Annotated in this window: 9 protein-coding genes and 1 pseudogene; 7 read left to right on the top strand and 3 right to left on the bottom strand. The window is 42.6% G+C overall.

Annotation, left to right across the window (positions count from 1 at the left end; translation table 11 throughout):
• Positions 1-144: 144 nt before the first annotated feature.
• Positions 145-363, top strand: coding sequence for a hypothetical protein (locus V7K62_RS12580; protein WP_334864311.1), 219 nt, complete (start codon positions 145-147; stop codon positions 361-363).
• Positions 364-433: 70 nt separating this feature from the next.
• Here the strand turns inward: V7K62_RS12580 and V7K62_RS12575 are convergent, their stop codons facing one another.
• On the bottom strand, positions 434-1,450 hold the full coding sequence (locus tag V7K62_RS12575) for a glycosyltransferase family 2 protein (RefSeq protein WP_334864308.1): 1,017 nt from the start codon (positions 1,448-1,450) through the stop codon (positions 434-436).
• Between the two features lie 107 nt (positions 1,451-1,557).
• Entirely contained in the window at positions 1,558-2,268 is a 711-nt protein-coding gene (locus tag V7K62_RS12570; RefSeq protein ID WP_334864306.1) for a TVP38/TMEM64 family protein, read from the bottom strand.
• A gap of 716 nt (positions 2,269-2,984) precedes the next feature.
• Here V7K62_RS12570 and ssuD point away from each other — a divergent pair.
• The 5 genes and pseudogenes from ssuD (at position 2,985) to V7K62_RS12545 (ending at position 7,765) form a co-directional block, all read left to right on the top strand.
• Entirely contained in the window at positions 2,985-4,133 is a 1,149-nt protein-coding gene (gene ssuD / locus V7K62_RS12565; RefSeq protein WP_334864304.1) for an FMNH2-dependent alkanesulfonate monooxygenase, read from the top strand.
• Between the two features lie 125 nt (positions 4,134-4,258).
• The gene (locus V7K62_RS12560; RefSeq protein ID WP_334864302.1) at positions 4,259-5,086 is read left to right on the top strand and encodes an ABC transporter permease subunit; all 828 of its coding nucleotides are present in this window, start codon (positions 4,259-4,261) and stop codon (positions 5,084-5,086) included.
• A gap of 140 nt (positions 5,087-5,226) precedes the next feature.
• Positions 5,227-5,997 carry an ATP-binding cassette domain-containing protein gene (locus V7K62_RS12555; RefSeq protein ID WP_334864300.1) on the top strand — a complete coding sequence of 257 codons (771 nt, stop codon included), beginning with the start codon at positions 5,227-5,229 and terminating at the stop codon, positions 5,995-5,997.
• A gap of 16 nt (positions 5,998-6,013) precedes the next feature.
• Positions 6,014-6,528: pseudogene (locus tag V7K62_RS12550) on the top strand (NAD(P)-dependent oxidoreductase); the annotation flags it as partial.
• 286 nt (positions 6,529-6,814) lie between these two features.
• Positions 6,815-7,765 (top strand): D-2-hydroxyacid dehydrogenase, encoded by a 951-nt coding sequence (locus V7K62_RS12545; RefSeq protein ID WP_334864298.1) that lies wholly within the window; start codon positions 6,815-6,817, stop codon positions 7,763-7,765.
• Positions 7,766-7,879: 114 nt separating this feature from the next.
• On the opposite strand, the gene V7K62_RS12540 is transcribed toward V7K62_RS12545, so the two are convergent.
• Positions 7,880-9,079 carry an acyl-CoA dehydrogenase family protein gene (locus tag V7K62_RS12540; RefSeq protein WP_334864296.1) on the bottom strand — a complete coding sequence of 400 codons (1,200 nt, stop codon included), beginning with the start codon at positions 9,077-9,079 and terminating at the stop codon, positions 7,880-7,882.
• 3,002 nt (positions 9,080-12,081) lie between these two features.
• On the opposite strand from V7K62_RS12540, the gene V7K62_RS12535 reads away from it, so the two are divergent.
• Positions 12,082-15,138, top strand: a complete 3,057-nt coding sequence (locus V7K62_RS12535; protein ID WP_334864294.1) for a peptidase domain-containing ABC transporter — start codon at positions 12,082-12,084, stop codon at positions 15,136-15,138.
• Positions 15,139-15,167 lie beyond the last annotated feature (29 nt).

Raw genomic sequence — 15,167 nt, 5'->3', positions numbered from 1 at the left:
ACTAATTTGTAATCAGCTATATTTTGACAGCATCAATTGTTAACTAGTACGATATTTCTATCGATTTACCGTACTTTAGTAGAATTATCTTTGCATAGAGCTTGGTACAATGCAAGACCTAGTACTTTTCGATGAGGCGAAAATATGTCAAAATTCTTGGCTAAGTCAATTCTAGCAACTGCGATCGCCGCAAATAGTCAGTCGGTAAAAACGAATGAAAAGCAGCAAATTGCCCAAGCTGTAGATAATTTGGGCGACACAGCCACATTGTTAAGTAGTCAGACAGAATTAATTACACAATGTCATTGCCAGCGAAGCGAAGCAATCGCAAGGGCTGGGATTGCTTCGCTTCGTTCGCAATGACTGTAAATATTTTTATCCGACTACTTACCTCTACTGTCTCCAGCAAGAACTACCTTCTGCCTTTCTTCGGTCAATACTTGTCTAGATTTTGAATAGTAGGATCTTCTAAATTATCTAGTTTATCAGAATTGCTCGTTGAGTTGGAGGATTTGTGATAAAAACCACCTACCTCTGCCAAAGTATAGAGGGGCCTAGCTTTAACTTCTTCGTAGATGCGCCCTATATATTCGCCTAAGATGCCAACACTGACTAACTGCACAGATCCGAGAAAGAAAATTGCCATCAATATAATCGTAAACCCGGTTAAAGGCGAATGGGGGACAAAAAGACGCCAATACAAGACTAATAAAGCCATGAAGATGGCCGCCGCCGCTGCTACTAACCCTAAGTAGGTTGATAACCGCAGTGGCACTATTGAAAAGGAGACTAGACCATTAATGGCAAGGGCTAAGGATTTGCTAAAAGTGTATTTAACTTCCCCAGCAAAGCGGGGGTTGCGCTCGAACCGAATTGCTGTTTGCTGAAAGCCAACCCAAGAACGCAGACCACGAATATAGCGGGTGCGTTCTGGCATAGAATTGAGAATATCTACGATTTGCCGATCCATTAAACAAAAATCACCAGTATCAGTAGGAATCTCTACATCTGCAAGCTTCTTAAGGATGCGATAAAAGAAATAGGCAGTAAAACGCTTAAACCATCCTTCTTTAAGGCGTTGAGTGCGTTGAGCGTAGACGACCTGATAGCCCTGTCGCCATTTTTCAACCATGTCGGGGATTAATTCTGGTGGATCTTGTAAGTCAGCATCAAGGATGACGATAACTTGACCCCGAACAAAATTAAGACCAGCAGTAACTGCAATTTGATGACCAAAGTTACGAGCAAAGCTCAGATAGCAAATGCGTGGGTCTTTTTGATGAAGGTCTCGTAGTAATTGTAGGGAGCGATCGCGGCTACCATCATTGATTAAAATTAATTCGACCAGCCCATCCATCCGATTCATTACTGCACTCAGTCTGCGGTATAGTTCTGGAATAATTTCTTCTTCGTTATAAATTGGAACAATAAATGAGTACTTTGGTAACATCTAGAAATATTGTTTAATTTTTGAACAGCCAAGCTAATAGACTGCTTGTAATCATAAAGGTTTGCTTCACAATATACCTAGCAAGACTCAAGTCTCATTCGCATAATTTATTTATTCTTCGGATTGATGTAATCTGAAGAGTCTGATTCTTTAAGCCTTTCTACAGCTTTTTTGGGAAAAGTCCGACGATGGCGGTACCAAGTAGACCCTGCTACCAGCGTTCCAGTTAAGCCTAATGCAAGTACTAGCGGCAAAAAATCGCCTGTATTCACTGCCTTCAGACCAGAACTACCTAGTAGTACAAAAGGTAAGACACTAGGAACAGTACCAAGTGTTGTACCGAGAACATAATCTTTAAAACCGATCGAAGTCAGTCCCGCGACAAAGTTGACCAAACCATAGGGCATGATCGGTACTAATCGGATGGCAAACATATAAAAAAGCCCTCCACGTCGCACCTCAGCATCCATAGCTTGCCAGCGTCCTGCTAATCGTTTTGCAACTGTTTGGCGTCCAATAGTCCGAGTAAAAACAAAGGCAATTATTGCCGCAATCACAGCTGCTGTACTAGTCCAGACAGTACCCAGCCAAGGGCCAAAAATTGCACCTCCAGTCAAATTAAGCACTGTTGAGGGCAAAACTAACATAGTTGCCACAACGTATAAAGCAATATAAATAACAGGTGCCCAGATACCAGAAGATTTCAGCAATGCTTGGATTTGCGCTGGTTCAATGCCGCCCAGAAGATATACTGCTATACCAGTTGCAATTACGCAACTTAGTGTGAGTAGTATGATACCAGCTTTCAAGTTCCACACTATAATACTCCTACTTTTTTTGTAAACCAACCCATCTTTCTCAAATTTCCCCTTTAATTAATTCTTGAAAACTTTGGTTCTGGCAACTATTGGTTCATATCATTAATTCTGATCGGTGATGGTGGTGAGATCCCCGACTTCGTAAAAGTTGTCGGGGATCTCACAGACCCTCAAAACTAATGGGACAGACCACTATTACTCCGCTAGATTAATTTTGATAAATTCGGAGTGGGTGGCTCTAGCCCTCATCTAAGCACTAAATTGCTGACTACGAACTCCATATACTAGAGAAAATATGTGTTACCGCGCTTTTCAAGTAATTCAACTAAACCACTCCCTACTCCCCACTTACACACCTTGAAAAATACTGTAAAGAGTTTAAGCATCAGCGATCATAACCTTTATTCCAGCACAGACTAAGAAACCCCAAGGTAGTAAGGCTTCTGTCGATGAAACCGAAAGTGAACACTTTGGAGTCGCAAAAATGTGAGTAATTAACACAAAACTTGTATTCTTCACGACAACCATTGTTGCAACAAAAGTGTCATGATTATCAGGATCGTCCGTGAGAACGTCAATTTTATGGGTAGTTATTCTTTATGAATCGTTAACCTATACTGGCGTTTTAAATAATTTACTGTAAAATGCTGACTATAAACTACGGCAATTCGGTCGAGCTACCGTAGGATTTTGTCCTTATACCCTGCCTGACACAAATGCAAATTCTTTGGTTTATTCCGACTGGATCTCATGACGGACGCTATTTAGGCACAGATATTGGCTCTCGTGTTGTCACACCTGATTATTTGCAGCAAATTGCTCAAGCTGTGGATAGTTTAGGCTACACGGGCGCATTGTTACCCACAGGGAGTTCTTGTGAAGATGCTTGGATAACTGCCTCTGCTTTCATATCTGTCACCAAACGGATGAAATTTCTGGTGGCAATTCGTCCAGGAATTACTTCCCCAGGTGCTGCTGCACGGATGGCAGCAACATTTGACCGGATTTCTCAAGGAAGATTGTTGATTAATGTAGTGACAGGTGGAGATCCTCTGCAACTGGCTGGGGATGGCTTGCATCTTAGTCATGACGATCGCTATGATTTAACCGACGAATTTCTGACAGTTTGGCGGGGTATCGTCAGCGGAGAAACAGTCGATTTTCAGGGAAAATACCTGGATATCAAAGGCGGTAAGCTGTTATTCCCACCAGTTCAAAAACCCTATCCACCTTTGTGGTTTGGTGGTTCATCTGCTGCTGCCAAGCGGGTTGCTGCTAAACATATAGATGTTTACCTGACTTGGGGCGAACCTCCACAGCAAGTGGCCCAAAAGATTGCCGAAGTCCGAAAATTAGCGGCTGAACAAGGCAGAACAGTCCGTTTTGGGATTCGCTTGCACGTAATTGTGCGAGAAACCGAGTCTGCTGCTTGGGATGCAGCCAATGAGCTAATTAAGTATGTGGATGAGGATGCGATCGCTAAAGCTCAGAAAGACTTAGCTCATTCTGATTCTGAAGGACAGCGGCGCATGAGTCAACTACATAATGGTAGCCGAGAAGCCTTAGAGATTAGCCCCAACCTGTGGACAGGAATTGGATTGGTGCGGGGTGGTGCTGGTACGGCCCTAGTTGGAGATCCTGACACCGTTGCCGCTAGGATGCTGGAATATCGCAATTTGGGCATAGAAACATTCGTTTTCTCTGGATATCCCCATTTAGAAGAAGCGTATCGCACCGCTGAATTATTATTTCCCCGTCTACCTTTGCAGAGTGAACCTGCACCTTTAACGCCACCAGTTTTGAGTTCTGTTAGCGAAATCGTCGCCAATGAAAAATTTGCGAAACAACTAACGAGTGCCTCATGACCTAATAATTCGTAATTCGTAATCGGCTTCGCCCATTACGCTGACGTAGTTCAAGAGCAAATTACGAATTATGGTGACGATGCTTCTAGATTCATCTTTTGGAACAATCTAAAATCCAGAATTCCATGACTATTACCGTTAAACGCACCAAAAGCAACAATAATATATCCCTGAGCGAGGTGTTAGACAACCCGCAAATTGAGAAAATAGTTCCTTGGATTGTGCCTGTTCTAGTGCTAGTACTTTGGGAAATTTCTTCTAGAACTGGTTTACTCTCAACCAGAATTTTACCTGCCCCTAGTGGCGTAATCGCTACAGCCATTAAACTAACCTCCACCGGAGAACTGTTCCAAAATATAGCAATTAGTGCTGGACGGGCGATATCTGGTTTTATAATTGGTGGCAGTATTGGCTTCGGTTTGGGATTGCTCAATGGCTTTTCCCCTATAGCAGAAAAGTTATTGGATAGTTCCTTGCAAATGCTCCGTACTATCCCTAATTTGGCATTAATTCCGCTAGTGATTCTTTGGTTTGGTATTGGCGATCAAGCCAGATTATTTCTAGTGTCGATGGGGGTATTTTTTCCGTTATATCTCAATACATTTCATGGGATTCGCAGTGTTGACCCTGGACTGATTGAAATGGGAAAAGTCTATGGATTAAAAACACCACAACTTCTGTGGCAAATCATTTTTCCAGGAGCTTTGTCTTCGATTCTCGTTGGTGTCCGTTTTTCCTTGGGGATTATGTGGCTGACACTAATTGTAGCCGAAACGATCGCGGCAGATTCCGGTCTTGGTTATATGGCAATGAATGCCCGTGAGTTTATGCAAACCGATGTTGTGGTTTTGAGTATTCTAATCTATGCACTGCTGGGTAAATTAGCAGATGCTGTCGCTAAAGGATTAGAAACAAAATTCTTGGCTTGGAACCCCAATTACCAAAAATCATAAATGCTAAACTCACCAGAGTCAAAGGTTGAAAATTCCTGATTTTAACTTTTGACTTCTATTAATTTTGAGTGTGATTTACTTTCTTCAACGTCTCATCAAATAATTAAATTCTAGTTGTTATTGAAAAGGAGGTTTTGCAAGTGATTTCAAATATACAGGGTACACAACTAAGTATTTTGGATTTGACGAAAAATTTTGGCAATAAAACTGTTTTAAACTCGCTGAATTTAGAAGTTGAAGCAGGTGAGTTTGTCGCTATTGTCGGCCGAAGTGGTTGTGGTAAGAGTACTTTATTGCGTCTTGTGTCAGGATTAGATCGAGCAACTTCAGGCGGAATACTATTGGATGGAGAACCACTGCGTAGACTCAGCCGCTCCGTAACAGTGATGTTTCAAGACCCTCGCTTGCTGCCGTGGAAGCGCGTTGTTCAGAATGTGGGGTTGGGCTTAGAAGGTAATTGGCGTGAAAAAGCTTTGTGGGCACTCAATAAAGTCGGACTCAAAGATCGGGCTGATGAGTGGCCTTATGTGTTATCTGGTGGACAAAAGCAACGAATATCATTAGCAAGAGCGTTAGTCAGTCAGCCCCGTTTGTTGTTGTTAGATGAACCTTTGGGAGCATTGGATGCCCTAACTCGCCTAGAGATGCAGCATTTGATTGAAAACTTATGGCAAGAGCGGAGATTTACTGCCTTTTTGGTTACTCATGATGTGGAAGAGGCTGTGGCGTTGGCAGACCGAGTGATAGTGATTGATGAAGGACAGATTTATCTCGATCTACCTGTGAGACTTTCACGCCCGCGAGATCGAAGTAGCGAAGTGTTTATCAATATCAGAGAAGCAGTTCTTCAGCGAGTAATGAGCAATGAAAGTACTCAGCAAATTAATCAATTGTTGCAGTTGAGTAGTTAAGATTTAGCTTTCGTTTGCACCAAATGCAGGGGTGAATCACACTCTGACACCAACTTATTTGCAAAGAGATATTATTCTCACAAATGGGGCTGGAGTGCATGGAATTCCGATCGCAGAATTTGCGATCGCTTATATACTGGCTGATGTCAAACACCTGCCAGAATTATATGCTTTACAGGCAAAACGTCACTGGAAAAGAGGCTTTGCCATCGAAGAGTTAACAGATGCAACCTTGCTAATTATTGGCGCTGGTGGCATTGGTCAAGAAATTGCCGGCCGTGCTAAACCCTTCGGCTTAAGAATTATTGGCAGTCGCCGTCATCCCCAAGAGCTACCAAATTTTGATAAAGTAGTGGGTGCTGATGAATGGCGATCGCTCCTGCCAGAGGTAGATTATGTAGTTATTGCAACACCCCTAACTCCCGAAACGAAAGAATTTATTGATGAATCTGTATGGCGACGCTCCCAAATCATCCCTACCTAATTAATATTGCTCGCGGTGGTGTAATCGATGAATCGGCATTAATAAAAACGCAGGATATTAGGGACTGAGGACTGGGCGTGTTTTCAAACTCGAAACGTAGCAATGTAGCTTGGGTTAAGCGTTCGCGTAGCGTCCCGTAGGAAAGCGCAACCCCGCAAAGTAACGTAACTGTTGGGTTTCGTGCCTCAACCCAACCTACAATTAGGTCTAATTTGGGGTTTGAAAACACGTCCGAATGATTGGGTATTAGTTTTCCTAATTTTCCTAATCAGTAATACCCGATCCCAGTCCCCAATCCCTTTAAAAATCTAAAATGGAATCAGGGAGTAGCAAATGGTGAAACTAATTTTACCCGATCATCTAATTGCAGATATTGAGCCACACCTACCATCTAATATAGATATTGTGGAGGTGGATAGTGAAGGTAATCTCGATGGTGATGCCAGTGATGCAGAAGTTTATGTCAACGGATTTTACCTGAAAACCTCTACCCTTGACAAAGTGCTGACAGCAGCACCCGCACTGCGTTGGCAACAGTCACCGAGTGCTGGCGTAAATCATATCCTCACGCCAACTTTTTTGCAAAAAGATATTATCCTCACTAATGGCGCAGGAGTTCATGCAATTCCAATTTCGGAATTTGTACTGGCATTTATGCTCTATCACGCCAAGAATCTGCGGAAATTGCAAACTTTGCAGGATGAACACACTTGGGTAAGAGGAGTGTTTCTCGAAGAGTTGGCAGACGCGACTTTATTAATTCTCGGCACTGGAAATATCGGTCAAGCGATCGCATCTCGTGCCAAAGCCTTTGGAGTCACAGTTTGGGGTAGTCGCCGCCATCCCGAACCCCTAGCAAATTTTGACAAGGTTGTGGGTGTCGATGAGTGGCGAGCGCTCCTCCCAACAGCAGACTATGTAGTTATTGCCACACCATTAACTCCAGAAACTAAAGGCTTGATTGATGAAGCCGCCTTGCGCTCTATGCGTCAGTCTGCTTACCTAATTAATATTGCTCGTGGTGCGATCGTAGATGAAGCCGCATTGCTTACCGCATTACGTGAGGGATGGATTGCGGGTGCTGGATTAGACACTGTTGCAACCGAACCTCTGCCGCCAGAAAGTCCCTTATGGTCGCTACCTAACGCTTTTATCACACCCCATTGTTCAGCCTTGTCGCCACGCCTGAGAGAGCGTATAACACAACTGTTTATCGACAATCTTCAACGCTACCAAACTGGTCAGCCTTTGCGGAATATCGTAGACAAGCAAGCAGGATACTAAATATTGGGCATCGGGCATTGGGCATTGGGCATTGGGAATTGGAGATTGGGATGAGAGAGACAAGGTGACTCGAAGAGAACTTGCAACAAGTCTTCCCCCATGCCCCATGCCCAATCACTTGATTTTCAGCACCGATTTCCCTAATGACTGGCAAATAACATCATTTTGCGGTGTATGGATACGGCTACATAGAACATCACGGTAGTGTCGCTCTAAAGGATTTCTTTTTAATAGACCAGGATTACCAGTTAGTTCTAAGGCAATCTCCACAGCACGAATTGAGTTCGTTGTGGTGAGGTATTTAACAGCCTGTGCCTGTAATCCTACATTAGACTCATATTCGCCCTTGTCAATATCCTGAGCCAAACTATAAATCAATCTATTATTAGCAAACAGCAGTGCTTCTATCTCACCCACGGCTGTTTGGAAGCGTGGCAGAGTTGCCAGTGGCTCTTTGAGATTAGAAGGCGATCGCTCCCAAATATATTTAGCAAGCCAGTCTCGCGCACTAGTAGCAACACCGAGATATAAGGCACTTACTGTCAAACTGCCCCAACTGGAAATCAGCGGATCAAAAGATGGTGCAACTGATATGGGGTTGATATTTAGAGCATACTTTGAGGGAATTAATACATTTTCTAAAATGAGGTCATGGCTGCCCGTAGCTCTCATCCCCAAGTGATCCCAGGTTTCGACAATTCGCAAACCTGGCAGATCGCGCGGAACCAGAAAATTTCCAACTTGTGGTTCATCTTCAGTTGTCCGTGCCCAAACAATAAAGTAGCTGAGGATGGGACTGCCCGTGGTGTACTGCTTGTGACCTGTTAAACGCCAGCCCTCTGTCGTTCGTTCGGCAATTGTCGCAGGCAATCCGCCTCTAGCTGGTGTTCCTAACTCTGGTTCAACACGGGCAGCATTGAGCAGCGCAATGCCTTCGATTGATTCACGACACAGCTGCTTATATACTTCTGGATGCCAGCGACGGCTACGGGCTGCATGAGCATGTTGAAGATAGTGCATTGTCAGTACTAATGCGGTCGAAGCATCGCCACGCGCTATCCCTTCAATCACCCGGCAGATAGTTAGCAACCCCAAATCCTGGCCACCGAATTCACCTGGAATGGTGAGGTTGAGCAATCCTGCCTCATGCAAAGATGTAAAATTCTCGAAGGGAAAGGAACCATCTCTGTCGTGTGCCCCTGCACGGGTGGCAAAGTCTTTGGCCAAAGCCTCAACTCGGTCGAAAATATTGGGGAGAGTTTCTAAGCCTTTGGCTACAAAGGTGTCTGGCACTGCTTGCTCCAACTGTGACATAAATACTCCTTCACTATTCACTGTACTACTGAATCAGAGATGTTTTTCAATATGGAAGCATCTCAAGTTTGCAGGAACATTAATTTTTCGGACGACGGCAGTCTTCCCTCAATGAAGAGGCAGGGGGCAGGGCATGCGTGTCAACTTAACGTAAAAACCAGTCTAGACACAGCTTTTAAAGATTGCCTCGTTCCCAGTCTCTGACTGGGAATGCCTATAGGAGGCTCCGCCTCTTGAATTGCGGCAGAGCCGCAATGAGGTGCATTTCCAGCCCAGAGGCTGGAAACGAGGTTTTAAAGGGCTTTTATCTTAAGTTGACACTAATGGGGGCAGGGGGCAGGGGGAAATGACCCCTGACTCCTGTCGTGAAGCATATAAGGAACATGTTCTTACATCCCCCACTTCTCCACCAGTGGTTCTCGTTCAAGTGGGGTCGAATCCCCATTTGAATTTTCCCCCTTGCTAAGAACTCCCTGCTCCCTTGCCTCTTTTTCAATCGCCAATCCTCATTGCCCGATTTACCCAGTTCCTCAACGGATAATTTTCCTTACTTAAGTGAACTGTATTGGTTCTAGTGAAGCTTAAATATACTACTTAAAATCGACCGAGGTTTAGTAATTAATAATTTCCATAATTATCACACAAACAGCTTTCATAGAGCAAGCCAACCAGAGAATTCAGCGATCGCCCCACAGTTTAGGAACTGACAAATAAAAAAAATATCTTGTGGGGTGGGCCGAAAAGCCCGCCCGTAGTCAAAGGCGGGCTTTTCGGCCCAACCCGGATAATCTATTTTGTTGCAAGTCCCTTAACGAATCGCCAAATTCCCTACCCTCTTTTAAGCTAATCGTCATTCAAATTAAATCTCCGCGTTCCCGCGTCTTTCTAGCGATTTGAACTATGCAACTTACAGCGCTTTTCAAGTAATTGAACTACACTACTCCCCACTCCCTACTCCCTACTCCCCGTCTCAGTCCTAGTCTAAATACCTGAAAATTGCTGTAAAAGCGCATCAGCTTATGTCTTTGAGGAGAGAACAATAAGATGCTGACCTTGAGTCTTTTTCAAAGCCCTGCTTGATTGGCAAAGCTAAAAAATCCTTGTTTGGAACCAAGCACGCAGAAACAAGGTTTTAAATATTCTCTGTTGACAGTAATATAAAGATCCCGACATAACAGAGAGATAATTTTCTCATCAAGTAGATTTTCTAGTGGATAAATACACAGCAACCGCATGGCTGATTGCAACCAAGGTAACACTGCTTGCTTTTATAGTAGTTTCTCTGCTGGTGAAGTATAGCTATACTTCATATATAAATTTTTTAAACTTTGAAGATATACCTCATCTGATTGAGAACCGCCATAGATGATTTTCTACGTTTAGCCAAATCTATGCTGCCACACTTTGGTCAGGGCACTGACTCTAGAACCATTATTAAATTTATCCACTTATTACTTTACTTGCTCACATCGCAATCTAAGAGTTTTAAAAGACGAATTTGCGACTTATTGTCATTTTTTGAACTATAGGCTCATTTAAACATGACGGTTATTTCTCAACTTATATCAAGCTGTAATATGTATTACTGCTATATCCTTGCATGGGGAAAATGCTAAGATTGGGGGAATTGACTAGTGTGTGTGCTTGATCACAATATTAATGTGTTTTACCTCACAGCTAATTCAAACAACTTAATATCACCTTTAAGCAAACAATCGGCGCCGTTATGACTCCCACCATGCTATGCCGCCTAGCTATTTAAAGATTTAATGTATAAATGGTTTTGAAATATATTTTTTTTGTTAAAAATCATCTATTAGGTGACTTTCCAGAAAATTTACATTAAGAAAGTCCTAAAATATCCAAATTTAAAGTTAAGCAGTGTAAGCTAATTATGTAAATATCATGTTCGTATGTAAATATGATGATGATCGCAAGTCTGTTTTACTCACTTGCATTTATTACACTATAGGAGGTATAATACAAACGTTAAATAACTTGCTAGATGTTCCCTTAAAGATACTAGGCGCTGCTAGAAAAGGTTAACTCTGGAATGTCCAAGCAAACCTAAGTAATATTTGTTTAAGTGGAGTTTCGCTTAATTAGGAAAATACCACTTCAACAAAAATTAGGATGTGCTTTATAGTTTTTATCGTCTTATACTTCCTGTAGCCTATGCAAAACCAGCTTTTGATCGAGGTTGCACAGTTGAGACTGAGGCTATCCCGGAGGCTATCCCCTAGACTCGCAAAACACTAGGGGAATATGCCGGGCGCTAATTGCACATTGTGTAAATTTTTGATTAACCCTACAAGGTTAATCAGATGTGTAGTTGTGGTCTTTTTGCTGTCAGGCTTTGATCACACAACTGCCACGGATTACGTCTTCCCATAATTTACGACTCAATGCAATTTCTACAATTATGTCACACGATTCAAGTCAAGACAAGGCTGTTAAAAAGTTAGGAATGTCTGAAAACATTCTTTTAAGAATTCTTTCGATTCAGGTCTTGTTCAAAAAGGTGAAAGCTAATTTTCGGCCAGGACATTTTCCGGAATCTAGAAAAAATTTGGAGAGTTGGTGATTGATAGATGGAATAATTTCCATAGTCATCGCTGCACATACCAAATTATCAGCCAAAAAAATTCCTCTTAATCATCAATTACGGACACCGCTAATTGTCAAAATGAGCGACCCATATTTGTGTCGAGTATGTTGATGTAGTAAGTTGCGCTTGACGCTAAATGTAGGTATACAAAGGTCTAGCTCGATATTTTGGTATTTACATCAGTGATTGTCACATCAATATCTGGCTACAACAAGTGGGGTTGTCTAGCAAATAAAAATACCTTGTATGTAAAAAAGAGATGGTTTTTACCATACTCTTTCTCTCCAACATTACTCTAAAAAAGCTGAGAGTTTCCTCGGTGAAAATACGGGATTAAATAATATTTTTAATCGGATTCAGACTGATAGCTAAATTCTGTTGTGGAGATTATAAAATGCCACCAGTGCTTTCTGAGCAACATGTGGGTGAAAGACTTTTGTACACCTTGGGTACAAAACTTTCAGAAAAAGAATTAGAGAACTTCTTGGCAGAAATGGAAATTGTGGAGCCACCACTAGCAAAGCAATTCTGGCAATCTGCACAAACGAATCCTGGTATCTACATTATTCTTACAGGTAAAGTTCGACTGTTAGATAGCTCTGAGAATTTAATTACTACCTTTGGTGCATGGTCTGTTTTTGGCGAATTGACTCTGTTTCCCGAAGCTAACTTTAGTCCTTATGTAGTTAGAGCTTCGACAAGCTTAAAACTTGGCTATTTCAGGCAAGAAGCATTGCAAACGTTGATAGACAAATATCCTAACATTCGCGATCGCTTATGTGCCCGTGCAGAACTTTGGGATTTGTTGTTGTTATGTCGGCAGATATCACAATTTCCCCGCCAGACTTCACTTGTTCCAGGAATGCTCAAAGCTTTATCTCTGTTTGAGCGACACCAGTTAGAACCTGGCTCTGTAATTCCAGAAATATCCCAAGATTCACAATTGTGGCTATTGTACAGAGGTCAACTGCGGCATTCTGAAGGCCATTCTTTGACATCAGGCACAATCTTTGCTCAACCAAAACAAGGAGATTGGCAAGCAACGCAACCAACGATTGCGTACATTCTGAAAAATGACCATAAGCAAGCAGCACTAGAATACTTGCCGGAGTTGGGGGAGTGGGGATTAGGGAGTGGGGATTGGGGACTGGGGACACGAGAAAAAACTTCCCAATCTCCAAAATCTAAAATTATTCCTTTTCCCCAAAGAGAGAATCAGCCACAACAAGAGCCAAAAAAATCGCGTTTTTACTTTCCCAGTCCGAAAGTGCAAATGGGGCATTGGTGGAAACGCGTCACCAAGAGCTATCCCTTCTATGCCCAACAAAGTGCGGCTGATTGTGGCTCTGCTTGCTTGGTGATGATTGGTAACTATTGGGGCAAACACTTTAGCATGAATCGCCTGCGGGATATGACCAATATCAGCCGCAACGGTGCATCCCTGAAGGCTATGGCAGCAACAGCAGAAAGCCTGGGTTTTGCCACCCGTCCAGTCAAAGCCACTCTTGATAAATTAGCAGAACAACCTTTACCTGCAATTGTCCATTGGGAAGGTAAACATTTTATTGTTGTCTATGAAATCACCAAAAAGCGGGTGATTATATGTGACCCGGCTCTTGGTCAACGTAGCCTGACAAAAGCTGAATTTCAAGCAGGTTGGAGTGGTTATGCATTGTTATTGCAACCTACAGCCCTACTCAAAAATGCTAAAGACGAAAGTAGAAGCTTTTGGAAATTTTTTGAGTTAATCAAACCTCACTATCGAACACTGGTAGAAATTTTTATAGCTTCAGTAGTAATTCAATTATTTGGGCTGGTAACGCCAATATTTACCCAGTTGTTGCTCGACAGAGTACTTGTGCAACGCAGTGTTCCAACCTTAAACGCCATTGGCTTGGGAATGATTGTTTTTGGGTTGTTTAGTGTTGCTGTCAACGGTGTACGGCAATATCTCTTATTTCATACTGCTAATCGCATTAGTATCGCCTTACTCGTAGGCTTTATCAAACATACCTTCCGCTTACCCCTTGCTTATTTCGAGTCGCGTTACGTTGGGGATATAGTCTCGCGCATCCAAGAAAACCAGAAAATTCAGCACTTCCTTACTGGTCAGACACTCTCCATCGTGTTGGATATGCTGACATTAGTGGTTTATCTGGGCTTGATGTTCTCCTATAGCTGGCGGATGGCATTATTCGTGCTGTGTATTGTACCGCCATTTTTTATCTTGGCGCTGGCTAGCACAAGTATTTTACGCCGCATCTCCAGAGAGATTTTTAATGCAGGTACCAAAGAACAAAGCTATCTCATAGAATCCCTAAGTGGAATTCGTACCGTCCGCTCATTAGCAATTGAACAGACAGTGCGTTGGCGTTGGGAGGAACTGCTGAATGATTTAATCAAAAAAGAATTTAATGCTCAGATAATTAGCAATCGCCTGCAAATTATCAGTGGTGTCATTCAAACCTTTGTGAATACTTCATTGCTGTGGTATGGAGCAACCGAGGTAATTAATGGCGAACTGACTATTGGACAATTAATTGCTTTCAATATGTTGGTGGGTAACGTCTTGAGTCCTTTCCAGCGGCTGGCTCTGCTGTGGAATGAATTACAGGAAATCGTGATTTCTACCGAACGCATTAATGATGTGTTGGAGGCAGAACCAGAAGAAGACTTAGAAACTAAACCCCGGAAGTCGTTGGGTAAACTCCGCGGTAACATTTGTTTTCAGAATGTTACCTTTCGTTATCACTCAGAAAGTGAGACTAATGTATTAGAAAATCTTAACTTTGAAATTCAGCCAGAACAGATGGTTGCACTAGTGGGGCGCAGCGGTTCTGGAAAAACAACTCTGAGTAAATTGATTTTGGGTTTATACCCACCGACAGATGGCAAAATACTCATTGATGGTCGCGATATCACTAGTATTTCCATGCGATCGCTCCGTTCTCAAATCGGCGTTGTAGACCAAGATACTTTTCTGTTTGGTGGGACTATTCGCGAAAACATTGCGATCGCTTATCCAAATGCTTCTTTAGAAGAAATTATCCAAGTAGCAAAATATGCCGGAGCCGATGAATTTATTCAAAAACTACCGATGGGTTACGAATCCGAGATTGGTGAAAGCGGCGGTATGCTCTCTGGTGGACAGCGCCAACGCCTAGCTATTGCTCGTGCTTTGCTCGGAAATCCTCGGTTATTACTGTTTGATGAAGCCACTAGTCACCTAGATTCAGAATCAGAACGAATTATTCAAAACAACCTCAAAACAATTCTTCAAGGACGCACAAGTGTAATTATTGCCCATCGCCTCTCTACAGTCCGCAACGCTGACTTAATCCTGGTTTTAGATCAAGGCATTTTGGTAGAAAGCGGTACCCACGACGAATTAATCACTAAAAAAGGTCATTATTACTACCTGAATCAACAACAACTAGCTCAAGTTAGTTGAGATTGGGCATGGGGCATTGGGCATTGGTT

The sequence above is a fragment of the Nostoc sp. genome (assembly GCF_036917935.1).
GTDB lineage: Bacteria > Cyanobacteriota > Cyanobacteriia > Cyanobacteriales > Nostocaceae > Nostoc.
The sequence above is the reverse complement of the archived record's forward strand: the minus strand, read 5'-3'. Positions and strand labels throughout refer to the sequence as shown.